The sequence below is a fragment of the Morganella sp. EGD-HP17 genome (assembly GCF_000512315.2).
Classification (GTDB): domain Bacteria; phylum Pseudomonadota; class Gammaproteobacteria; order Enterobacterales; family Enterobacteriaceae; genus Morganella; species Morganella morganii.
This window is the reverse complement of record NZ_AZRH01000004.1, coordinates 50683-74380: the sequence shown is the minus strand read 5'-3', so window position 1 is coordinate 74380 and position 23698 is coordinate 50683. Positions and strand designations below refer to the sequence as shown.

Genomic DNA, 23698 nt, shown 5'->3' with positions numbered 1-23698 from the left:
CCATCCATTAACGAAAACGGTACAAGTCTTTGTCTATCGAGAAATTAAGAAATATTGCCATCATCGCTCACGTTGACCATGGCAAGACCACGCTGGTCGATAAATTATTACAGCAGTCCGGTACGTTTGATGAGCGTTCAAAACCGGAAGAGCGTGTAATGGACTCCGGCGATCTGGAAAGAGAGCGCGGCATTACTATTCTTGCAAAAAATACCGCGATTACGTGGAACGACTATCACATCAACATCGTTGACACCCCGGGGCACGCCGATTTCGGTGGTGAAGTAGAACGTGTGATGTCCATGGTTGACAGCGTACTGCTGCTGGTAGATGCGATGGACGGTCCTATGCCGCAGACCCGCTTTGTAACGCAGAAAGCGTTTGCAAACGGTCTGAAACCAATCGTCGTTATCAACAAAATTGACCGTCCGGGCGCACGTCCTGACTGGGTTATCGACCAGGTGTTTGACCTGTTTGACAACCTCGGCGCAACTGACGAGCAGCTCGACTTCCCTATCATTTATGCATCTGCGCTGAATGGTATTGCGGGCACCGATTATAACGATATGGCGGATGATATGACTCCGCTGTACGAAGCTATTGTTAAGTATGTTGAGCCGCCTCAGGTTGACCTCGACGGCCCGTTCCAGATGCAGATCTCCCAGCTCGATTACAACAACTATTTAGGTGTTATCGGGATTGGCCGCATCAAGCGCGGTAAAGTCAAACCAAACCAGCAGGTTACTGTTATCGATGCGGAAGGTAAAACCCGTAACGGTAAAATCGGTAAGGTTCTCGGACATTTAGGTCTGGACCGTATCGAAACGGAAGTTGCTGAAGCCGGTGATATCATCGCGCTGACCGGTCTGGGTGAACTGAATATCTCAGATACTATCTGTGACACCAACTGTGTTGAAGCATTAAAACCACTGGCCGTTGATGAACCGACCGTCAGCATGTATTTCTGCGTTAACACCTCACCATTCTGCGGTAAAGAAGGGAAATATGTGACTTCCCGTCAGATCCTTGACCGTCTGAAGAAAGAGCTGGTTCACAACGTGGCACTGCGCGTTGAAGAAACTGAAGACCCGGATGCATTCCGTGTATCAGGCCGTGGTGAGCTGCACTTATCTGTTCTGATCGAAAACATGCGCCGTGAAGGTTTTGAGCTGGCGGTATCCCGTCCGCGCGTTATCTTCCGCGATATCGACGGCCGTAAACAGGAGCCGTTCGAGCAGGTGACTCTGGATATTGAAGAACAGCACCAGGGTGACGTGATGATGGCACTGGGTGAGCGTAAAGGCGAACTGCGTGACATGATGCCGGATGGCAAAGGCCGCGTACGTCTGGATTACAGCATCCCGAGCCGTGGTCTGATTGGTTTCCGTACTGAATTCATGACCATGACTTCCGGTACCGGTTTACTGTATGCCACATTCAGTCACTATGATGATGTTAAACAGGGTGAAATCGGCCGCCGTCAGAACGGTGTGATGATTTCCAACGGTCAGGGTAAAGCAGTTGCATACGCACTGTACAGCCTGCAGGATCGCGGTAAGCTGTTTGTCGGTCACGGTACTGAAGTGTATGAAGGCCAGCTGATCGGTATTCACTCACGTTCAAACGACCTGACAGTTAACTGCCTGACCGGTAAGAAACTGACCAACATGCGTGCATCCGGTACTGATGAAGCGACCACACTGACTCCGTTTATCGAGAAAACCCTGGAACAGGCGTTAGAATTTATCGATGACGACGAATTAGTGGAAGTAACGCCGAAGTCTATCCGTCTGCGTAAACGCCACCTGACTGAAAACGACCGCAAACGCGCACACCGCAGCAAAGATTAATCTCTGCCGGTTGTTTTGATTCATGCCACTCAGGGCGCCTCCGGGCGCCCTGAGCTTTTTCTGTGTGCTGATCACATACCGGTCACAGGCTGATAACCGCACGGAAATACGGGCGGGATCGCACTCCCGGATATTTTTTCTCACCGAAAATGGTTTTCACTCTGTTCAGGAAGAGAGTCTGCGGGTAGAGTAAAAATAATTCATCAACCCGGAGGGATGGTATGCTTTATATTTTTGACATGGGTAATGTCATTATTGATATTGATTTTAAACGTGTTTTATCAGTCTGGAGTAATCTGAGCGGCAAGCCGCTGTCCGAACTGAGCAGTGATTTTATTCATGGTGAAACCTTTAAACAGCATGAATGCGGCAAAATTTCCGATGTTGAATTTGCCGAAGCCATTAATGACCAGCTGGATATGTCGCTGAGTTTCGATGAGTTTGCCGAAGGCTGGCAGGCTATCTTTATCTCTGTCCGCCCTGATGTGATTGATATCATGAACAGGCTGCGTGAGCAGGGACACCGCGTGGTGGTGCTCTCTAACACCAACCGTCTGCATCAGGATTACTGGCCGCAGCACTATCCGGAAATTGCCGCATCTGCGGATTTCCTGTATCTCTCCCAGGATCTGGGACTGCGCAAGCCGGACCCGGATATCTATCAGTATGTGCTTGAAACCGAAGAATTTGAGCCGCAGGATGCCGTGTTCTTTGATGATGTCCGCGAAAACGTGGATGCGGCAGTGGCACTCGGTATCAAAGGCGTGTTTGTCACCGATCGTGACACAGTCTCCCGTTATTTTGCAGAGTATGATTTTTCAGCAGAAGTGACTGAGTAATTCAGGTGTGATTGTTTTTTAAACGGATATGACATGATTGCATTAATACAGCGTGTGACCCGCGCGGATGTCCGGATCGCCGGGGAAATTGCCGGTGAAATCGGTCCCGGATTGCTGGTTCTTCTGGGTGTTGAGCGGGATGACGACGAACAAAAATCAAAACGCCTGAGTGAGAAAGTGATGGGTTACCGCATTTTCAGTGATGCGGACGGAAAAATGAACCTGAATGTGGCGCAGTCCGGCGGTCAGCTGCTGGTGGTGTCACAGTTCACCTTAGCAGCGGAAACACAAAAAGGAATGCGCCCGGGATTTTCAAACGGCGCGGCACCGGAAAAAGCCAATGCCTTATATGAGCACTTTGTAGCGCAGTGCCGTGCAGCCGGAATGGTGACGGAAACAGGCCGGTTTGCGGCTGACATGCAGGTCAGTCTGACAAACGATGGTCCGGTCACTTTCTGGCTGCAGGTATGATACAACAGTCTCAGGCCGGTCACCGGTTACCACTGACAGGAGAAAGTGCGATGTATCATTTACGTGTACCAAAAACCGATCAGGAGCTGGAAAGCTATTTTCATTTCCGCTGGGCGATGCTGCGCAAGCCGCTGAATCAGCCGCAGGGATCGGAAAAGGACGGTTATGATACCTATGCACATCATCAGATGGTGGTGGACGAAACCGGGCAGCCTGTGGCTGTCGGCCGTTTGTATATCAATGCAGAAAATGAAGGCGCGATCCGCTTTCTGGCAGTTGATCCGCAGATGCAGGGACGCGGGCTGGGCACACTGATTGCACGCGCACTGGAGTCCGTGGCGCGTCAGGAAGGTGTTAAGCGGATTGTCTGCAGTGCCCGTGAGGAAGCGGTCGCATTTTTTGAAAAATCAGGTTTTGAAAACAGAGGACCGATTACAGGCCCGCAAACGACGCCTGTTCGTCATTTTTTTATGATTAAATCCGTTGAAACCCTCGATGCGATCCTGCATCGTCCTGACTGGTGTGCTGAATTACAGAAAGCATGGTATGAAACCATTCCCCTGAGCGAAAAAATGGGGATCCGCATTACGCAGTACACCGGTCAGGAATTTATGACCACCATGCCGGAAGGCCCGAACCAGAACCTGCATCAGACCATTTTTGCCGGCAGCCAGTTCTCGATGGCGACACTGACCGGCTGGGGACTTATCTGGCTGCTGTTACAGGAAAACTCCCTGGACGGCGATATTGTGCTGGTGGATGCCAATATCCGTTACCGCAAGGCCGTGGCAGGCAGACCAGAAGCCATTGCTTCCCGCGATAAACTCAGCGGTGACCTGGATCGTCTGGCACGCGGCAGTAAAGCGCGGATTAAGCTGGAAGTGACTGTCGGGCAGGGGGATGAAGTCGGCGCGGTCTTTACCGGTACCTATATGGTGCTGCCCGGCCAGAAACACAGCGCGGAGTGAGAGGTAAAACACATTTCTTTCGCTGTGGCTGACAGAGAGGACAATTGGTCAGATACGGCGGTGATAACGGGCAGGCGGACGAAAAGCATGCGCGTCATGGATGACGCTACAGCGCCTTACGGCGCTGTTTTTGTATCAGCAAAGGTTACAGAATTTCTCCGGTTTCGCTGTTATCCGGGATCACCCGCTGTGCAGGCGGGGCAGAAGGTACCGGCTCTGCGGATCCCGGGGTGTTGCTCATCTGTCCCTGCGTGATAGCCCGGTTTATCTGATTTCCCTGTTTATCCTGTCCGGAGAGCATGCCGCTCAGTGTGCTGCGGATATCCTCTGCCCGCAACTGCCCGTTCAGACGCAGGGTGTAATTGGCGCTGCCGGTCAGCGGAGCAGGTTGCCAGCCCCATTGTGACAGGATCTGACTGTCCGCACCGGTTGCCTGTAATGTGAAACTGAAAGGCACAGTACCGGATGGCGTGGCCTGAAACTGCATTTTCAGCAACCCTTCCTCGGCAGAGGCGGCAAATTGTGTGGTTGCCGCGCTGTCAGTTCCGGCAGTCAGAGTCAGATACGGGCGGTGCAGTTCGACCCGGTTAAAGGTGGCATTGCCGGCACTGACAGAAAGCTCGCCGTCCCATAATCCCCACTGACCGGATTTCAGGATCTGCATGGTTTTGATGTAGCCGTTCACATTGGTGAGCTGGAACGGGAAAACCGGCTGTGTATCAATCAGCAGGGCATTGGAGACTTTAATATCCTGCAGGCGGATAGCATCAATTCCCTGCGGGGCGGCTTCCTGTAATGCGGCGAACCACTGTTCCGGGAGGTTGTACAGCAGGTTGTCGGCGACACCGCTGGTGATATCCAGTGTCCGGGTGGCGCGGTTCCACTCCCCGGTAAAGCGCAGAATACTCTTGTCATAGCGGCCGGTCAGACGGTTGACCGCAATCTGATCGCCGCGCAGTTCCAGGGTGCTGATAATGTCAGAAAAATGCTGCCCGCTGAGTGTCAGATCTGCTGCGGCGATATCTGCCTGTCCGTTGTCCGTCTGCCAGCGCCCTTGTTTAAAGGCCAGATTTTTGACCGTGCCTTCCAGATAGTTTACCGCCCACTGATGACCTTCGAGCTTGATATTGGTGGCGGTGATATTCCTGGCCTGAATATCCGGCAGGTTTTCTGTGCTGTCTGCCAGCTGTGTCAGTGTTTGCGGTGTCTGCCAGCGGATATCATTAAGCAACAGGTTATCCAGCTGCCACTGACCTTCGGCGCTGCGGCGTCCGGTGGCGGTGATCAGGCCGTTTTCCAGTGTGGCGGTCAGGTTATCAAACGTGAATTGTTTTCCGCTGACCTCGCCCTGTGTCAGGATATTTTTCAGCGGCAGCCCGTAGTAATTCAGGCTGTTGGCGGAAAACTGGTATTTGCCGTTTCCGGTCAGGTCACTGCCCTGCGGCTGCCACGGTGTGATCCCGCCGGTAACACCTTCCGCGTCAATTACCCGGTTGCCGTCGGTGCGGCGGAGTGCGGTCTGATTGAGCTGTAATAACCCGGCACTGACCGGCAGGGTGCTGCTGTCAGCAGCATCAGAAATTTCGATATCCCCTTTCTGCACAATGATACGGGCAAACCAGCCGGGTTCAGAAAAACTGCGCCAGTCCAGGGTCAGCTCAACATTGGCCGCTTCCAGGGCAAAATCACCGGAAACCGTGCTGATGCTGACATCACTGAGTGAAATAAGTGAGGGAGATGAGAGCGAGTGACTTATCGCGGAAAGCGAGACTTTGTAGCGTGTGTTGTCACTGATAAGGGCTGAAACCTGTTTTGTACCCCATGATGTCTGCACCACAAGGGCCGTGGCAACGATAAGAATAATGACCAGTGTTATCAGCCAGAAAACAGCCCGTCCCAACCATTTCATAATGCGCTCCCCGATAGATAATCCTGAGGGCATACTAGCGTGAGGCTCTTTATGGTGACAAGGATTATCGCGGTTTTTCCGCACAGAGCAGCCCGCGTGACCGTTTCCGGTCACGCGGTTAAACAGATGATTATTTCTCCGGCGGAAAAATCAGGTTCAGGGCTATCGCGGTCAGGCCACCGGCCGCAATTCCTGAAGAAAGCAGGGTTTTCAGCCAGTCCGGTGCGAACTGCAGGATCAGCGGCTGCTGGGAAACCCCCATGCCGACAGCCAGCGACAGCGCAATAATCATAATTGCCCGGCGGTTCAGGGTTTCGCGGGAAACAATCCGCACCCCGGATGCCGCAATCGTCCCGAACATCACAATGGTTGCACCGCCGAGTACCGGCTCCGGAATGTGCTGCACAAAACCGGCTACGGCCGGGAACAGCCCCAGCACGATCAGCATCAGTGCCACCACATAACCGACATAACGGCTGGCAACGCCGGTCAGTTGGATCACACCATTATTCTGCCCGAAACAGGAGTTCGGGAAGGTGTTAAAGACCGCAGACAGGGCGGAATTGAGACCGTTTGCCAGCACGCCGCCTTTCAGGCGCTTCATATAGAGCGGGCCGGACACCGGTTGTTCGGAGACATCGGACGTCGCGGTAATATCACCGATGGTTTCCAGCGAGGTCACCATAAAGATCAGGATCAGCGGCAGCAGCAGGTTCCAGTCAATGGATAAGCCGTAATAGAGCGGTGCCGGGATCACAATCATTTCTTTTGGAATTTCTGCATGGTTATCCGGCAGCATGCCCATCCACCAGGCGGCCAGATAGCCCGCGGTCATCGCCAGTACCAGTGAAGCGACGCGCAGATACGGGTTTTTCTGGCGGTTCAGCAGCACAATCACCGCCAGCACAATACCGGCGAGGATCAGGTTATCGGCAGAGCCGAAGGTGTTATCCGCCATTGCGCCATAACCGCCGCCGATGGAGGTCAGCCCGACCTGAATTAATGACAGGCCGATAATCATCACCACCACACCGGAGACCAGCGGTGTGATAATACGGCGAGCCAGATGCAGGAAACGGGAGAGGATCACTTCTGTCATCGCCGCCAGCATCAGTGTGCCGAACAGCGCCGCCATCATTCCTTCCGTATCCACACCATTATTTTTCAGTGCCATACCCCCCATAATCAGCGGGGCAACAAAGTTAAAGCTGGTGCCCTGGATAGAGAGCAGCCCTGAGCCGACCGGCCCCCAGGTACGGATTTGCAGCAGTGAGGCCAGCCCGGAAGCGAACAGCGACATACTGATAATCCGCTGGGTATCATGGGCGGAAAGGCCAAGCGCCTGAGCGATAAGCAACCCCGGCGTAATCACCGCCACAAACATCGCCAGCAGATGCTGGCAGGCGGCAAAGAGGGTCTGCGGCAGCGGCGGACGATCTTCCAGACGGTAGATGAGTTCACTATTTGTGTTAGTCGCGGGAGTTACACTGGTTTTGTCAGAAATTGCAGAGTTCATGTCAACAGGTCCGGGATAAGCAATTTCCGTATTTTAATGATCTGCGGCACAAAAGCAATCGTTTGCGCGGATGAGATGTTATTTTTTATAGCGGAATATAATCACAGTTTTATTTATTTTAACTTGTCTTTATCCGCTTTTTTTTCTTTAATCCCGATACCTGCTTTTTTTCTTGCGTAATAAGGACGTTATTAACGCGATACTGATGTAACAAATACCAACAATAAAAGGGGTACGTGAATGTATCAACTCGACGTTTACGGCACGCTGGTTGCGGCCACACTCGTCCTATTACTGGGACGTAAACTCGTAAAAACTGTACCATTCCTCGAAAAGTATACTATTCCTGAGCCTGTGGCCGGTGGTCTTCTGGTCGCGATTGTATTATTGGGGCTCAAATCCGGTATGGATCTGGAAGTGAAATTTGATGATTCACTGAAAGACCCGCTGATGCTGGCGTTCTTCGCCACCATCGGCTTAAACGCCAACTTAGCCAGCCTGAAGGCGGGCGGTAAAACATTATTTATCTTTGTGATTGCCGTTGTGGGCTTACTGATTGTGCAGAACAGTGTCGGTATTTCCCTGGCGAAAATGATGGGGCTTGACCCGCTGATTGGTCTGCTGGCCGGTTCTATCACACTTTCCGGTGGTCACGGTACCGGGGCGGCATGGGGTAAAATTTTCAGCGACAGCTATGGTTTCACCTCTGCAACAGAAATTGCGATTGCCTGTGCCACATTTGGTCTGGTGCTCGGCGGCCTGATTGGTGGTCCGGTGGCCCGTTTCCTGATCAAAAAGACAGCCATGAGCGATGTGAAATTACAGGATGATGAAGCACCGACCGCGTTTGAAAAACCGCAGGCCGGACGCATGATCACTTCAATGGTTCTGCTTGAAACAATTGCACTGATTGCTATCTGTTTGCTGGCAGGGACGTATCTGTATGGTGTTCTGACGGATTTCTTCACGTCGATGCAGTGGAAGTTCCAGATCCCGGCGTTCGTGTGTGTGCTGTTTATCGGGGTTATCCTGAGCAACAGTCTGTCACTGATGGGCTTCTACCGTGTGTTTGAACGGGCGGTGTCGGTGCTGGGTAACGTCAGTCTGTCACTGTTCCTGGCGATGGCACTGATGAGCCTGAAACTGTGGGAAATCGCCTCTCTGGCGGTACCGATGCTGGTGATTCTGGCGGTACAGACCGTGGTGATGGCGCTGTATGCCGTCTTCGTCACTTACCGTGTGATGGGGAAAAACTATGATGCGGCGGTACTGGCTGCCGGTCACTGTGGCTTCGGGATGGGCGCGACACCAACCGCGATTGCCAACATGCAGGCGGTAACTGATCGCTTCGGTCCTTCCCATGTGGCCTTCCTGGTGGTACCGATGGTGGGGGCGTTCTTCCTGGATCTGATTAACGCACTGGTTATTCCGTTCTTCCTGGCGTTACCTATCTTCCCGGCTGCGGGCGGGTAACAGAACAGTTCTTAAAGCAGGCAAGCCACCCCTCCGGGTGGCTTTTTTCGTTATACGTTGGTGTATTGTGTGCGTTCCGGCAGCCAGCGTTCTATCAGGGCTTTTGCCTGTTCCGGATAGTTTTGGTGCAGATGCCGTGCAACGCGCTGTACTTCCGGCAGCATGCCCTGGTCGCGCAGTAAATCCGCCACTTTAAATTCCGCATTGCCAGTCTGGCGTGTGCCGAGCAGTTCCCCCGGCCCGCGGATTTCCAGGTCTTTCTGCGCGATAACAAAGCCGTCGTTGCTGTCCCGCAGTACCTGAAGACGCAGTTTTGCTGTCTGGGTGAGCGGGGTTTTATACAGCAGCACACAGTGGGAGACCGCAGAGCCGCGCCCGACCCGGCCGCGCAGCTGATGCAGCTGTGCCAGCCCGAGCCGTTCCGGGTTTTCGATAATCATCAGGCTGGCGTTCGGTACATCCACCCCGACTTCAATCACCGTGGTGGCAACCAGCAGATCCAGCTCACCGGCCTTAAACTGTGCCATTACCGCCTGTTTTTCTGCCGGTTTCATGCGGCCGTGAACCATCCCGACCCGCAGATCCGGTAGCGTGGCGGACAGCTCATCAAACGTGACCTGAGCCGCCTGGGCTTCCAGCAAATCCGATTCATCGATCAGGGTACAGACCCAGTAAGCCTGACGTTTTTCATCCTGACAGGCATTGCGCACCCGCTCAATAATCTCATGGCGGCGGTTGTCCGGAATCGCCACCGTGGTCACCGGGGTTCTGCCGGGCGGCAGTTCGTCGATAACCGAGGTATCGAGATCTGCATAGGCAGTCATGGCCAGAGTACGCGGGATCGGCGTGGCGGTCATGATCAGCTGATGTGGATGGAATCCCTGCTGTTCGCCTTTTTCCCACAATGCCAGCCGCTGGTGGACACCAAAGCGGTGTTGTTCATCGATAATCACCAGCGCCAGGGAATGAAAACGGATATGTTCCTGAAAAATGGCGTGTGTGCCGATAACCATGGCCACATCACCGGCAGCAATGGCGTCTTCCTGTGCCTGTCGTGCCTTGCCTTTCTGTTTCCCGGCAACCCAGCCGACACTGATACCCAGCGGCTCCAGCCACTGACGGAAAGTATTGGCGTGTTGTTCAGCCAGCAATTCTGTCGGTGCCATCAGAGCCACCTGTCTGCCGTGTGCGATAGCGCGAAGTGCCGCCAGCGCGGCGACCAGCGTTTTCCCTGAGCCGACATCCCCCTGAATCAGGCGCATCATCGGTACCGGTTTTTCCAGATCCTGCTCTATTTCCGCCACCACGCGCTGCTGGGCATTGGTTGGTGAGAAGGGAAGTTGTGCCAGAAACTGATTTTTCAGTGTTTCCTGCGGTGACAGCGGCAGTGCGTGATAACGCTGTGCCCCTGCTCTGACCGCCAGCATGCTGAGGTGATGCGCCAGCAGTTCTTCCAGCACAATCCGTTTCAGTGCCGGATGCTGCCCGCTTTCCAGTTCGGCAAGCTGTGTATCCGCCGGTGGCCGGTGCAGCGTTTTCAGCGCCTGCGGCAGGCTCATCATAGAGCGGGTCAGTTCCGGCGGCAGTAATTCATTAATGGCGCAGGTATCGAGCAACTCCAGCGCCTGATCGAGCAGTTTGCGGAGTGTGGCCTGGCGGACACCTTCGGTGGTCGGGTAGATAGGGGTGAGTGTTTCCTGTAATTCAACGGAAGTATCACTCTGGCGGACTTTGTATTCGGGGTGGAAAATCTCCGGGCCATTTTTGCCGCGCCGGATTTCACCGTAAGCGGTGACCTGTTTTCCGGCCACCAGCGCATTTTTCATCGCCGCTGAAAAGTTAAAGAAACGCAGGGTTAAGATGCCGGTACCGTCGCTTATCTGGCAGGTCATCATCCGCTTGCGGCCAAAGACCACATCGGTGCGCAGCACTTCGCCGCTGACGGTGGCATAAATCCCGGGTAACAGATCGGTAATGGTATAAAGCCGGGTCTGGTCTTCATAACGCAGCGGCAGATGGAAAAGCAGATCCTGAAGGGTGTGCAGACCGATACCGGCCAGTTTGCCCGCCTGCCCGGCCCCGACGCCGTGTAAAGTCGTGAGTGGGATAGCATCAAGCAGTTGACCTTTCATTTTCTGCTCCGTTTCGTATCAGGCGGATGGTTTCTTCTGTTGCATGGCAGCCCACCAGCTGTCCGGCGCAATAATATGACCCTGTTCATCAATCTGCGGACGGGGCAGTTTTTTCTCGCGGGCGACCTGGGCCAGCACCGGATAACCGCGTTCAAACAGCAGGCGCTGCTGTTCATCCTGTGCCAGGGCACAACGGGGATGCTCATAGAGACCGGCAGCTTCACGCTGGCGTTGTGCCTCATAGAGGATCACGGCGGCGGCAACAGACACATTCAGTGACTGTACCATGCCGGACATCGGGATCATAATATGCTGATCTGCCAGCCGGATGGCTTCCTGAGATATGCCGGTTTTCTCCGAGCCCATGATAATGCAGGTCGGGCGGGTAAAATCGATCGCCCGGAAATCCACCGCGCTGTCAGACAGATGAGTGGCAAGAATCTGCATACCCTGTGATTTCAGGAGGGTCACGGCACCAGCGAGTGTGTCGTGGTTATGCACATTTACCCAGCTGTTGCTGCCGGCGGCGGAAGAGACCAGGGTTTTGATTTTTTCCGGCCAGACCGCATGCAGATCATGGATACCGACAGCATCCGCGCTGCGGATCACCGCCGAGACATTGTGCGGCTTATGCACTTCCTCGAGACACAGGGTGAGGTCAGGCTGGCGCATCGCCATCATCCGGCAGATGCGCTCATAACGTTGGGAATTCATACCGTGTGATTAATTCCGGTTACGGCTGACGCGCAGGACATCCGGCATAATGCGGATCTTACGCATAATATTCGCAAGCTGGATACGGTCTTTTGCGGTCAGGCGGATAAAGGCGCAGTAAACGCGGCCATCTTTCTCCTCGGTATTCATGCTCTGAATACTGGAGTTGGCATCATTAATTGCGGCAGTCAGGTTAGCCAGTGCGCCCTGGTGGTTAAACATATCCACTTTGATTTCAGCAATAAAATCGGTGTCGATATCATTATCCCACTCAACAGCCATGAATTTTTCCGGTTCTTTTTCATATCCGCGGATATTACGGCAGGATTCATGGTGGATAACCAGCCCTTTACCCGGACTGATATGGGCGATAATCGGGTCACCCGGTACCGGACGGCAGCATTTGGCGAAGGTGATAAGCACTCCGTCCGCGCCTTTGATCGGCAGCTTGCGGGTGGTGCTCTCTTCGGTATTACTTTCCGGCTCGTTCAGCAGGTTACGGGCAACCACCACACTCATGGCATTCCCCAGGCCGATTTCCGCCAGCAGGTCATCCAGAGTCGCCAGTTTCATCCGCACCAGCTCACGGCTGATATTTTCCTGAGGGATATCTGTGATCTTACGGCCGTTACCGAGTGCATGGTTGAGCAGACGGCGGCCCAGGTTGACAGAATCATCCCTTTTGAGGTTTTTCAGTAACTGACGGATTTTCGCCCGGGCTTTTGAGCTGACAACAAAGTTCAGCCACGCGGCATTCGGCCGTGCGCCCGGTGCGGTAATAATTTCAACGGTTTGTCCGCTGGTCAGTTGCTGGGAGAGCGGATACGGCTGGCGGTCAACGCGCGCGCCGACACAGGAGTGGCCGATGTCCGTATGCACGGCATAGGCGAAATCCACCGGAGTGGCGCCGGTCGGCAGTTCCACAATCCGGCCTTCCGGCGTGAAGACATAAATCTCATCCGGGAAGAGATCGGATTTCACGCTCTCAATAAATTCAAAGGTGTTGCCGGTGCTTTGCTGAAGTTCTATCAGGCTCTGCATCCAGCGGTGGGCACGCACCTGTGCGGTGGTGCCGGATTCACCGTGCTCTTTATAAGCCCAGTGTGCAGCCACCCCCATTTCCGCCATCTGATCCATATCTTCGGTCCGGATCTGCACTTCCACCGGCACCCCGTGAGGGCCGATAAGGGAGGTGTGTAATGACTGATAGCCGTTGGCTTTCGGGATGGCGATATAATCTTTGACGCGGCCGGGACGCGGTTTGTACAGGCCGTGAACCTGACCTAATACGCGGTAACAGGTGTCGACAGTGCTTACAATCACGCGGAATGCATAAATGTCCATGATCGAGTGAAAACGCTGCTCTTTCAGGTGCATTTTCCGGTAGATGGAGTAGAGATGTTTTTCCCGTCCGCTGACTTTGCAGCTGATCCCGGCTTCCGTCAGACGCCCTTCGATTTCGGATAAAATCTTCTGGATCATCTCTTTACGGTTGCCGCGCGCGGCTTTCACCACTTCTTTGATGACGCGGTAGCGGTTCGGGTAAAGGGCTTCGAATCCCAGCTCCTCAAGCTCCGTTTTGATATGGTGAATACCGAGACGGTGAGCCAGAGGACTGTAGATTTCAAGGGTTTCGCGCGCAATACGACGACGCTTATCGGGACGCAGAGACCCGAGCGTGCGCATGTTATGCGTGCGGTCTGCCAGCTTGATGAGAATGACACGGATGTCTTTCACCATCGCCATGACCATTTTGCGGAAGTTTTCAGCCTGAGCTTCTTTTTTATCGCGGAAGTTCAGTTTGTCTAACTTCGATACCCCTTCCACCAGCCCGGCAACCGTGGTGCCGAACAGTTGTTCAATATCCTGAAAGGTGGCAGGCGTATCTTCAATAACGTCGTGCAGCAGTGCTGCCATCAGTGTTTCGAGGTCGAGACGCATCTCGGCCAGGATACAGGCAACAGCGACCGGATGGGTAATATACGGTTCGCCACTGGAGCGGGTCTGCCCTTCGTGAGCATCCCGCGCAACGATATAGGCTTGTTTTAACAGATCAATCTGCTCTTTCGGCAGATAATCCTTAACAATATGGTTCAGGCTTTCAAACAGGTACAAGGCAGACCTACCTTAACTTAACGACGTCCTTCGGCGATTGCAGAAACCGCTTGCATTTCAGCAGCTTCCTGCTCCTGTTGTTCCTGGCGCTCACGGGCGTCAAGGATCTGGCCGTTGATCAGATTTTCTTCGATTTCGCGCAGGGCGATCACGGTGACTTTATCGTTTTCTTCCGGAACCAGAGGCTCTTTGCCGCCGGCCTGTAACTGACGCGCACGGCGTGCTGCCACTAATACGAGGTCAAAACGGTTACCAATTTTTTCTACTGCGTCCTGGACTGTTACGCGTGCCATAGGTGTGCTACTCCACAGATAAATAAATGACTCGGCATGATACTGAAAGTTGTATCACTGTGCCAATAATTTGGCGATTAAAGCATCATGTCGCTGAACCTGGCGACCTGAACGCAGACGTTCCGCACGGATAATCGTCTGTAAATCGGTCAGCGCGACATTAAAATCATCGTTCACAATCAGATAATCGTACTCGCCATAGTGCTGCATTTCACTGACCGCCTGTGCCATACGTCCGGCAATGACTTCGTCAGTGTCCTGACCACGGCCGCGCAGGCGGCGCAGCAATTCCTCACGGGACGGCGGCAGAATAAAGATACTGCGGGCTGCCGGCATCTGTTCCCGGATCTGGCGGGCTCCCTGCCAGTCAATATCAAGAAATACATCAACACCGGAGTTCAGGATATCTTCCACTGTTTTACGGGCGGTACCGTAGTAATTTCCGAAGACACAGGCATGTTCGAGAAACTCATTACGGCCGATCATGCTTTTGAATTCATCTTCAGTGGTGAAGAAATAATGCTCTCCGTGCACTTCGCCCGGGCGGATACCACGGGTGGTGTGCGAAACAGAAACCTGGGTGTCATATAAAGGCTGTGTTTTCAGTAATGCCTGAATAAGACTCGATTTTCCCGCACCACTCGGCGCAGAGACAATATATAACGTACCTTGGGTCATTGTTGATGTCTTGTCTGATTGGGGGTTGAAAAAGCCTCGGGGAATAAATCCCCGCATATAGTATACACACACGCGCAGCGACATGCAGCGTTCAGGTGATTATCTGCTGAAAATTTCTTATTTTTCCGGGCAGATGAATACGGATGTTTCATTTTTCCGCACCGGCGGAATAAAAATGTATGCATATACCCGTCAGTTACATGACAGTGCGGGACAACAGGAAAAAACAGACAAACAGGGCAGATAAGCAGAACCGGAACCGGTATTGTCCGGTTCCGGGTGAGCGGTTATTGCCGTTAATCCTGATTTTCGTAATTAAAGACCGGTAACCCGAGGCGGTAGCGGATGGCAATTAACCGGGACGTCAGGCCGGCCACCAGGGTAATAATAATGACGGCATCGCGCGGCAGCGGCGTGTAAAACAGTAATCCCATATAGAGCCAGGCAGCGGCAAAGGAGATACCGGCATATAATTCTTTCTGGAAAACCAGCGGAATGGTGTTACACAGCATATCGCGCAGCACACCACCGAAAACACCGGTGATAACGGCGGCAATAGCCGCAATGATCGGCCCGTAGTTCATATCGAGTGCTATCTGAGCGCCGATAATGGAAAATACCATCAGCCCGATAGCATCCAGGATCAGGAAAAGGCGGCGCAGATGCTTCATCATCGGCGCAACCCAGATAGTAATAACGGCAGCACAGGCAACCGTAATAATATATTCAGGATGTTTTACCCAGCCCAGCGGGTAATGGCCCAGCAGCATATCGCGGACAGATCCGCCGCCGATAGCAGTGGCGGAGGCGATAATAATTACGCCGAAAACATCCATTTTCCGGCGGCCGGCGGCCAGTGCTCCGGTCATGGCTTCAGCGGTAATACCAATAATGTACAGGATACTGAGTAACATAGTCTTATCATTGCCGGTTTATCGGAAGGTTAGCATAGTCAGCACAGCCGAAAGTCTCGACTGAGTTTTTTTAGTCTGACCCAATCGGATTACCTGAGGTTATCCGAACTGATGGTATAAAAAGAGAGTATCACTCTAATGAATGAATATCAGATAACAACAACACCCCGTCATCATCAGCTTACTAATATTAATGTATGGACGCCGGATAGCCAATGGCTGGTTTATGATGTCCGCCCTCAGGGGTCTTCGTTTATCGGTAAAACGATAGAAAAAATTCATGTGAATACAACAGAAATCCGTGAAATTTACCGGGGAACCGCCGGGGCCTGTGTGGGTGTGGTGACTGTCAGCCCGCAGTTGCCGGTGCGGTATGCCTTTATCCGCGGGCCGCTGAACCCGGATCCGCAGTGGCAGTATGATTTCCATCACCGTCAGGGGGTGATGGTCAGTGATGATGTGCCGGGTGTTGCACACAATATTGATGCTTTCTGCATTACACCGCCTTATCAGCCCGGCGCTCTGCGCGGCGGTACACATGTGCATGTGTTCAGCCCGGACGGGGAATGGCTGAGTTTCACTTATAACGACCATGTGCTGCATGAGCGGGATCCGGCGCTGGATCTGCGTAATGTGGCGGTGGCGGTTCCGCTGCATCCGGTATGTACCGGGAAACATCACCCGCGTGAATATGACGGGGAGTTTTTCTGCTGTGTGGTCTCGCGGACAACCCCGGCGCCGCAACCCGGCAGTGATGAAATCAGCCGTGCATATGAAGAGGGCTGGATTGGTGAGCAGGGGTATCTGCGGGCTGACGGCTCCCGTCAGCGGCGTGCGATTGCGTTTATCGGGGATACCCGGTCAGAAAACGATGAGGTGATCCCGGAGATTTTCCGTCTCGATCTGCCGGAACGGCCTGAAGATTATGCCGTTGCCGGCGATCTGCCGCTTGAGGGAACCGACAGCACGATGCCTGCTCCGCCGGCCGGTGTCAGCCAGACGCGGCTGACATTTACTCATCATCGCCGGTATCCGGGGCTGGCAAAACAGCCGCGCTTCTGGCTGCGCAGCTCACCGCAGGGCGACAAAATTGCGTTTCTGATGCAGGACGATCAGGGAATTGTTCAGTTGTGGACGATTTCCCCGCTGGGCGGTGAGGTGCATCAGGTCACTTCCGGCAGTGACAGTATTGAATCTGCATTCAGCTGGGACAGCACCGGGCGGTATCTGACCTTTGTCCGTAAAGGATTGGTCATGGTGTGTTGTGCTGAAACCGGGGTATGCCGCGCGGTGACGGCACCATCGGCAGAACCGGTGTCAGGGGATGCGGTGGTGTTTTCACCGGATAACAGCCGGGTGGCATTTCTGCGCCGCACAAACGGCTGGCAGCAAATCTGGGTGGCAGACACCGGGCTGTAACGGCGGCAGATTACTCCTGCGGCAATGGTGCCGGGGCGTTATGGGCGGTTTCCGCTGCTTCCAGGCGTTTTACCCGTTCCGCAGGGGATGACTCACTGTTGTCTTTGCCGCCGGTGGCATAATCGACCGGGGCCAGAAGGGTATCGAGGACAGCGGAGAAGGGCAGGTCAATGGCGACAATCGGCTTCATGACCCAGCCGGTTTCGTCATCCTGCAACATGGCGATACTGTTTTTGGTTCCGGGATAGTAGCCCTCTGTCGGGCCGGTCCGGGTCATAATACTTGAGCAGCCGCTGAGTATCGTACTCAGTCCCAGCAATCCGCTTATTATCATACATTTGCGTGTCATAACATGTCCCTGCATATACAGCGGGCGGGTACCGGTAATTATTTCACCCGACCGGCGTACTATTCCATAAATAGAGTGTACTGAGAAGTTTTTGTTTTTTTGTGTGATCCGGATTTCCGTTTAACGGCGGAACGTGAGTGCTGTCACCGGAAAATGATCACCGGCAAATCGTCACCGGTAAAACACGCAGATCACAGGCAAAGGGTACCACCCCCGTGGAATTGTTTTAACAGAACCGGCGGAATTATCTGTCAGAAAGTGTGACTGAATTTATTGAACAGTGCGGTTTGTCGGCGCTAATACAATGATAATAGCAGGATTATTACAGCCATTACCGGAGGCACTTGCGGGTAAACTGGGACGCATTACTGAACGGTGTGAGGTAAATGCCTTGTGCTTTATGCCGGCCGGTGATGTCAGTTAACAGATCCAAAGTCCTCGTTATACCTTTACCCCGTTATGTACTTACCACATAACGGGGATTTTTTTAACGGCGGCTGCAACAGTGCGGCAGATGATCATCAATCATGCCGACGGCCTGCATAAAGGAATAACAGATAACCGGCCCGCAGAATTTAAACCTGCGTTTTTTCAGTGCTTTTGCCAGAGCATGGGACAGCGGGGTATCCGCAGGGATGGTGCTGCTGTCTGTATAGTGGTTAATCAGCGGCGTGTTACCGGTGAAATTCCACAAAAAATCCCTGAAATCTTCACCGGCCTCCTGCATCGCCAGGTAGGCTTTTGCATTACTGATAATGGCATTGATTTTCGCCCGCTGGCGGACAATTCCCGGGTTTTGCATCAGTTTGTCCACATCGGCCTCTGTCATGGCCGCCACTTTTTCCGGATCAAACTGAAAGAACGACTGCCGGTAATTTTCACGCTTTTTCAGGATCACCAGCCAGGAAAGACCCGCCTGCTGGCCTTCAAGGCAGATCATCTCAAATAATTTATGGTTATCACGCTCGGGGACACCCCATTCGGTGTCATGGTACTGAATATAGAGCGGGTCATCAGTAACCCAGGCACAGCGGGTCTGAGCAGCGGCGGACAGTGACATTGTGTTCTCCCGGAAGACGGCTTTCCGGTTAATTTATACTGGATAAATATCCATGTAAACGGGTATATTACCGGTTTTTCGATCCGGGCGGAAAAAGATCGGAGAAGCGCTGTATAGTCCGGCGGTCAGAGGGTATACTGAATGACTTTTATTTTATTATTCATTTTCTCGCGTGCGGATCCAACATGCAAAAGTTTGATACCAAAACCTTCCAGGGTCTTATCCTGACATTACAGGATTACTGGGCGCGCCAGGGCTGTACCATTGTTCAACCACTGGACATGGAAGTCGGCGCCGGCACTTCACACCCGATGACGTGTCTGAGAGCGTTAGGGCCGGAGCCGATTGCGGCGGCCTATGTGCAGCCATCCCGTCGTCCGACGGACGGCCGTTACGGGGAAAACCCGAACCGCCTGCAGCACTACTATCAGTTTCAGGTCATCATCAAACCGTCTCCGGATAACATCCAGGAGCTGTATCTCGGCTCCCTGAAAGAGCTGGGTATTGACCCGACGGTTCATGACATCCGTTTTGTTGAGGATAACTGGGAAAACCCGACACTGGGTGCCTGGGGATTAGGCTGGGAAGTCTGGCTGAACGGCATGGAAGTTACACAGTTTACTTACTTCCAGCAGGTCGGCGGACTGGAGTGCAAACCGGTTACCGGGGAAGTCACTTACGGTCTCGAGCGCCTGGCGATGTACATCCAGGGCGTGGACAGCGTTTACGATCTGGTCTGGTGTGACGGCCCGCTGGGCAAAACCACCTATGGTGATATCTATCATCAGAACGAAGTTGAGCAATCCACGTATAACTTTGAATACGCCGATGTGGACTTCTTATTCACCTGTTTCGAACAGTATGAGAAAGAAGCACAGTCCCTGCTGGCACTGGAAACTCCGCTGCCGTTACCGGCCTACGAGCGTATTCTGAAAGCGGCTCACTCTTTCAACCTGCTTGATGCGCGCAAAGCGATTTCGGTGACGGAACGTCAGCGTTATATCCTGCGCATCCGTACCCTGACCAAAGCCGTTGCCGAAGCTTATTATGCCTCCCGTGAGGCACTGGGCTTCCCGATGTGTAAAAAGAACTAAGAGGCTGTCATGACACAACAGACTTTCCTGACGGAAATCGGCACAGAAGAGTTACCGCCGAAGGCGCTTCGTTCTCTTGCTGAATCTTTTGCGGCCAACCTGACTGCAGAACTGGCCGCTGCTAACCTGACTCACGGTGATGTGACCTGGTATGCTGCACCACGCCGCCTGGCGGTAAAAATTGCCGGTCTGGCGGAATCTGCCGCTGATCGCGAAGTGGAAAAGCGCGGCCCTGCTATTGCCCAGGCATTTGATGCCGAAGGCAAACCGACCAAAGCGGCGGAAGGCTGGGCACGCGGTTGCGGGATCACTGTCGATCAGGCTGATCGCATGGTCACTGACAAAGGTGAATGGCTGCTGTACCGCGCGGTGGAAAAAGGGAATAAAGCCAAAGAATTATTGGCAGATATGGTCAGCCGTGCGCTGGCAAAACTGCCTATCCCGAAACTGATGCGCTGGGGTGATAAAGAGACTCACTTTGTGCGTCCGGTTCATACCGTCACGATGCTGATGGGCGCGGATGTTATTCCGGGTGAAGTCCTTGGGATAACCTCTGACCGTGTTATCCGTGGTCACCGTTTTATGGGTGAAGCGGAATTTACTATCGCACACGCAGACGAGTATCCGGCAATTCTGGAAACCCGCGGTAAAGTGATGGCGGATTACGATGCCCGTAAAGCCATGATCAAACGTGATGCGGAAAAAGCAGCACTGGCACTGGGCGGCGTGGCTGACCTGACTGACAGCCTGCTGGAAGAAGTCACTTCACTGGTGGAATGGCCGGTTGTGCTGACAGCGAAATTCGAGGAAAAATTCCTCGCGGTTCCGTCTGAAGCGCTGGTTTACACTATGAAAGGTGACCAGAAATACTTCCCGGTTTACGACAAAAACGGCAACCTGATGCCGAACTTTATCTTTGTCGCCAATATCGAGTCTTCTGACCCGTCGCAGATCATCGCAGGTAACGAAAAAGTCGTCCGTCCTCGTCTGGCGGATGCTGAGTTCTTCTTCAAAACCGACTGCAAAAAGCGTCTGGAAGATAACCTGCCGCGCCTGAGCACGGTTCTGTTCCAGCAGCAACTGGGTACACTGCGTGATAAAACTGATCGCCTTGAAGCGCTCGCAGGCTGGATTGCCGGTCAGATTGGCGCGGATGTGAATCACGCCACCCGTGCGGGCCTGCTGGCCAAATGTGACCTGATGACCAACATGGTCTTTGAGTTCACGGACACCCAGGGTGTGATGGGCATGCACTATGCACGCCATGACGGTGAATCCGAAGACGTGGCACTGGCGCTGAAAGAGCAGTATCAGCCGCGTTATGCCGGTGATAACCTGCCGTCAACGCCGGTGTCTGATGCTCTGGCGATTGCTGACAAAATGGATACCCTGGCGGGGATCTTCGGTATCGGCCAGCATCCGAAAGGGGATAAAGACCCGTTTGCTCTGCGCCGTGCCGCACTCGGCGTGCTGCGTATCATCGTTGAGAAAGGTTACAACCTCGACCTGGAAACGCTGACACAGGAAGCGGTCCGCCTGTATGGTGATAAGCTGACGAACGCGAATGTGGTCACTGACGTGGTTGATTTCATGTTAGGCCGTTTCCGTGCCTGGTATCAGGAGCAGGGTTATGCGATTGATACTATCCAGGCGGTTCTGGCGCGTCGTCCGACCCGTCCGGCAGACTTTGATGCCCGCATGAAAGCCGTCACTCACTTCCGTACACTGGAGGAAGCCGCTGCTCTGGCCGCTGCTAACAAGCGTGTTTCCAACATTCTGTCGAAGAGTGATGATGCACTGAATGATACCGTTCTGGCATCATTAATGAATGCACCGGAAGAGATCCGCCTGGCAGCCTATGTGACTGACCTGAAAACGCAGCTGGCTCCGCTCTATGCGGAAGGCAAATATCAGGAAGCACTGACTGAACTGGCCTCTCTGCGTGAAGCGGTGGATGCGTTCTTTGATAGCGTAATGGTGATGGATAAGGATGACAATATCCGCCGTAACCGTCTGACATTATTAAATGAACTGCGCAACCTGTTCCTGGGTGTTGCGGATATTTCGCTGTTGCAGTAACCGGTGAAAGAGCTAAAAGCCCGGCAATGCCGGGCTTTCTTTTTACTGAAGTGGTTTTTTTATCTCAGATTCAAATACAGGCACGGATGTGATTTTTCCATTACCTGAATGATAGAGTTCATAAGCTCTGAACTTAGCTGTTTCATTCATTATCTCGCCATCATTAATATAGGCAAGAACATCACTATCTGCAGATATATCCAATGCTTCCAGATATTTTTTATTGTTAAATGCGATTTGATTTGCTTTAACCAATAAACTGCCTGTCAGATTGCCATAGTTATTAATACCAACACCGGATTTAACATTATTCAAACTGGTAATTTTGGTGATATCTGATGACATATTCCCTTTGTTATGGATAACAGCGCTGCCTATTGCCAGCATTTTATGTTTGTTATCAATATGGATATTGCCGTTGTTGGTAATCTGGCTGTTTTCCAGGATTGAATCCGCATCAGTTACACGGATATTACCTTTGCTGCCATTCATCAGGTGTGAATTGACCAAATCCAACGTCAGTTGACTATTCACAGCATGTTGCTTTTGTGCATCACCAACTGTAATCATACCGTGATTTTTTATATCAGTGTTATTTGCACTGATATACATATTATCCGTTTTAATATGGCTGCCTTTGCTGATAGTCAGTTTACTTTTTTGTGTACCACTGCTGCCGGGTAAGGCTTCCAAACCCCGGACTGTATCTGGTGAATATTTTACTAATTCATGGCCGCTGAACATCACCAGATTGGGCGTACTGATTTCACTGTTACGAATAGTGATGTTTTCAGCAATCACATTGAATTTGTTTACGGAAGAAAACGCATTTTCAGTGGTGTTACTAATGCGAATGTTGCTGTTATTTTTACTATTGTGATAACCCAGTAATTCTCCGTCCAGAGAGAATACTATTTTTCCGCCGGTCAGTGTTAACTGATCCGCGCCGGAAACACTGCATCCGTTACAGGCAATACCGTTCGGGTTAGCGATAATGAGATGGGCTTTTTGGCCATCCACGTGCATATTACCGCGCAGTTGTGATTTTTTGGTTGAAAGCACCTCGTTAATAATCATTCCGGCGCCGGATTCGCGGTTATTAAATACCACACCGTTTTTCCCGACGTTAAACTGATCATAGGCATTATAAGAAACACCGTGTATGTTTGCCGGTGCGATATTGATGGTGATGTTGTTCCCCTGACGGACAACCTGAGTCGTCTCTGATGATGCAGGATGCACGGTAATATCTGCTGCAGAAGCGAACTGAGCGAGGAAAAGGGCACTGCTGATAACGGACAGCTTTACTATTTTTGGCATAACCACTCCCTGGTTGTTGCTGAGGTATAAAATCCACGGGCAGGATAAATAAAGTCGCTGACAGCGGATATGAACAGAGTGGTTATTTTTTGTCAGTTTTCAGCATTCCGATAGCAAATAAAAAACATACCGTTTACCAATAAGCGGATAAAAAACAGAAATTTGGCTGATAAACCGGCGAAATAAAAATAATGGGGCGAAAAACAAAAAATTCCGGTTTCTGCTCTTGACGTTTAGCCTTTCCGGCAGTAATATCCATCCCGCTTTCGGCGAGTAGCGCAGCTTGGTAGCGCAACTGGTTTGGGACCAGTGGGTCGTAGGTTCGAATCCTATCTCGCCGACCATATTAAGAAAAACCCTGCTTTTACAGCAGGGTTTTTTGCTTTTCAGCATCTGCCATTTTTCCTCTTCTGTTACTTTCAAAAATTCCGCCGCTTTTTTGATATCGCTGTTTTCTGTTATCCGTTTAACTGCCCGCTGAAAGGATTTCATCAGACGGACGGAT

General features: G+C 52.5%; 19 protein-coding genes and 1 tRNA gene. 9 read left to right on the top strand and 11 right to left on the bottom strand.

Annotation, left to right across the window (positions count from 1 at the left end; all coding sequences use genetic code 11):
* The first annotated feature begins 29 nt into the window (after positions 1-29).
* From typA to fabY, 4 genes are all read left to right on the top strand, one after another.
* Complete coding sequence (typA, locus tag X965_RS05990; RefSeq protein WP_004236578.1) at positions 30-1850, top strand: ribosome-dependent GTPase TypA; 1821 nt, start codon at positions 30-32, stop codon at positions 1848-1850.
* 221 nt (positions 1851-2071) lie between these two features.
* Positions 2072-2689 carry a glucose-1-phosphatase gene (yihX, locus tag X965_RS05985; RefSeq protein ID WP_024473631.1) on the top strand — a complete coding sequence of 206 codons (618 nt, stop codon included), beginning with the start codon at positions 2072-2074 and terminating at the stop codon, positions 2687-2689.
* A gap of 33 nt (positions 2690-2722) precedes the next feature.
* Entirely contained in the window at positions 2723-3160 is a 438-nt protein-coding gene (dtd, locus tag X965_RS05980) for a D-aminoacyl-tRNA deacylase (RefSeq protein WP_004236576.1), read from the top strand.
* Between the two features lie 50 nt (positions 3161-3210).
* Positions 3211-4128 carry a fatty acid biosynthesis protein FabY gene (gene fabY / locus X965_RS05975; protein ID WP_015422399.1) on the top strand — a complete coding sequence of 306 codons (918 nt, stop codon included), beginning with the start codon at positions 3211-3213 and terminating at the stop codon, positions 4126-4128.
* Positions 4129-4273: 145 nt separating this feature from the next.
* On the opposite strand, the gene X965_RS05970 is transcribed toward fabY, so the two are convergent.
* A complete protein-coding gene (locus X965_RS05970) occupies positions 4274-6037 on the bottom strand; it encodes a hypothetical protein (RefSeq protein WP_036417402.1) in 1764 nt (587 codons plus the stop codon).
* A gap of 130 nt (positions 6038-6167) precedes the next feature.
* On the bottom strand, positions 6168-7553 hold the full coding sequence (locus X965_RS05965; RefSeq protein ID WP_004236571.1) for a uracil-xanthine permease family protein: 1386 nt from the start codon (positions 7551-7553) through the stop codon (positions 6168-6170).
* Between the two features lie 240 nt (positions 7554-7793).
* Here X965_RS05965 and gltS point away from each other — a divergent pair, with 240 nt between their 5' ends.
* Entirely contained in the window at positions 7794-9026 is a 1233-nt protein-coding gene (gene gltS, locus X965_RS05960) for a sodium/glutamate symporter (protein ID WP_004236569.1), read from the top strand.
* Between the two features lie 50 nt (positions 9027-9076).
* On the opposite strand, the gene recG is transcribed toward gltS, so the two are convergent.
* The 6 genes from recG to X965_RS05925 all read right to left on the bottom strand — a co-directional run bounded on the left by recG (position 9077) and on the right by X965_RS05925 (position 15872).
* Positions 9077-11158, bottom strand: coding sequence for an ATP-dependent DNA helicase RecG (recG, locus tag X965_RS05955; protein ID WP_004236568.1), 2082 nt, complete (start codon positions 11156-11158; stop codon positions 9077-9079).
* Between the two features lie 18 nt (positions 11159-11176).
* On the bottom strand, positions 11177-11872 hold the full coding sequence (trmH, locus tag X965_RS05950) for a tRNA (guanosine(18)-2'-O)-methyltransferase TrmH (protein WP_004236567.1): 696 nt from the start codon (positions 11870-11872) through the stop codon (positions 11177-11179).
* Positions 11873-11881: 9 nt separating this feature from the next.
* Positions 11882-13987, bottom strand: a complete 2106-nt coding sequence (gene spoT, locus X965_RS05945; protein WP_004236566.1) for a bifunctional GTP diphosphokinase/guanosine-3',5'-bis pyrophosphate 3'-pyrophosphohydrolase — start codon at positions 13985-13987, stop codon at positions 11882-11884.
* 17 nt (positions 13988-14004) lie between these two features.
* Positions 14005-14280: a DNA-directed RNA polymerase subunit omega gene (gene rpoZ / locus X965_RS05940; protein ID WP_004236565.1), complete on the bottom strand. Its 276-nt coding sequence runs from the start codon at positions 14278-14280 to the stop codon at positions 14005-14007.
* A gap of 54 nt (positions 14281-14334) precedes the next feature.
* On the bottom strand, positions 14335-14958 hold the full coding sequence (gene gmk, locus X965_RS05935) for a guanylate kinase (protein WP_004236564.1): 624 nt from the start codon (positions 14956-14958) through the stop codon (positions 14335-14337).
* 296 nt (positions 14959-15254) lie between these two features.
* Entirely contained in the window at positions 15255-15872 is a 618-nt protein-coding gene (locus tag X965_RS05925) for a trimeric intracellular cation channel family protein (protein WP_004236560.1), read from the bottom strand.
* 138 nt (positions 15873-16010) lie between these two features.
* Here X965_RS05925 and X965_RS05920 point away from each other — a divergent pair, with 138 nt between their 5' ends.
* On the top strand, positions 16011-17291 hold the full coding sequence (locus X965_RS05920) for a DUF3748 domain-containing protein (RefSeq protein ID WP_004236559.1): 1281 nt from the start codon (positions 16011-16013) through the stop codon (positions 17289-17291).
* 10 nt (positions 17292-17301) lie between these two features.
* Here the strand turns inward: X965_RS05920 and X965_RS05915 are convergent, their stop codons facing one another.
* Together X965_RS05915 and X965_RS05910 are read right to left on the bottom strand one after the other, a co-directional pair.
* A complete protein-coding gene (locus X965_RS05915; RefSeq protein WP_015422403.1) occupies positions 17302-17640 on the bottom strand; it encodes a YceK/YidQ family lipoprotein in 339 nt (112 codons plus the stop codon).
* A 487-nt stretch (positions 17641-18127) separates the two neighbouring features.
* The gene (locus X965_RS05910; RefSeq protein WP_036417400.1) at positions 18128-18700 is read right to left on the bottom strand and encodes a DNA-3-methyladenine glycosylase I; all 573 of its coding nucleotides are present in this window, start codon (positions 18698-18700) and stop codon (positions 18128-18130) included.
* Positions 18701-18885: 185 nt separating this feature from the next.
* On the opposite strand from X965_RS05910, the gene glyQ reads away from it, so the two are divergent.
* Together glyQ and glyS are read left to right on the top strand one after the other, a co-directional pair.
* The gene (gene glyQ / locus X965_RS05905) at positions 18886-19794 is read left to right on the top strand and encodes a glycine--tRNA ligase subunit alpha (RefSeq protein ID WP_004236554.1); all 909 of its coding nucleotides are present in this window, start codon (positions 18886-18888) and stop codon (positions 19792-19794) included.
* A 9-nt stretch (positions 19795-19803) separates the two neighbouring features.
* Positions 19804-21873 (top strand): glycine--tRNA ligase subunit beta, encoded by a 2070-nt coding sequence (gene glyS, locus X965_RS05900; protein WP_004236552.1) that lies wholly within the window; start codon positions 19804-19806, stop codon positions 21871-21873.
* A gap of 42 nt (positions 21874-21915) precedes the next feature.
* On the opposite strand, the gene X965_RS05895 is transcribed toward glyS, so the two are convergent.
* Positions 21916-23193 (bottom strand): filamentous hemagglutinin N-terminal domain-containing protein, encoded by a 1278-nt coding sequence (locus X965_RS05895; RefSeq protein ID WP_036417399.1) that lies wholly within the window; start codon positions 23191-23193, stop codon positions 21916-21918.
* 267 nt (positions 23194-23460) lie between these two features.
* On the opposite strand from X965_RS05895, the gene X965_RS05890 reads away from it, so the two are divergent.
* Positions 23461-23537: transfer RNA gene (locus X965_RS05890), tRNA-Pro, on the top strand.
* Positions 23538-23698: the final 161 nt, after the last annotated feature.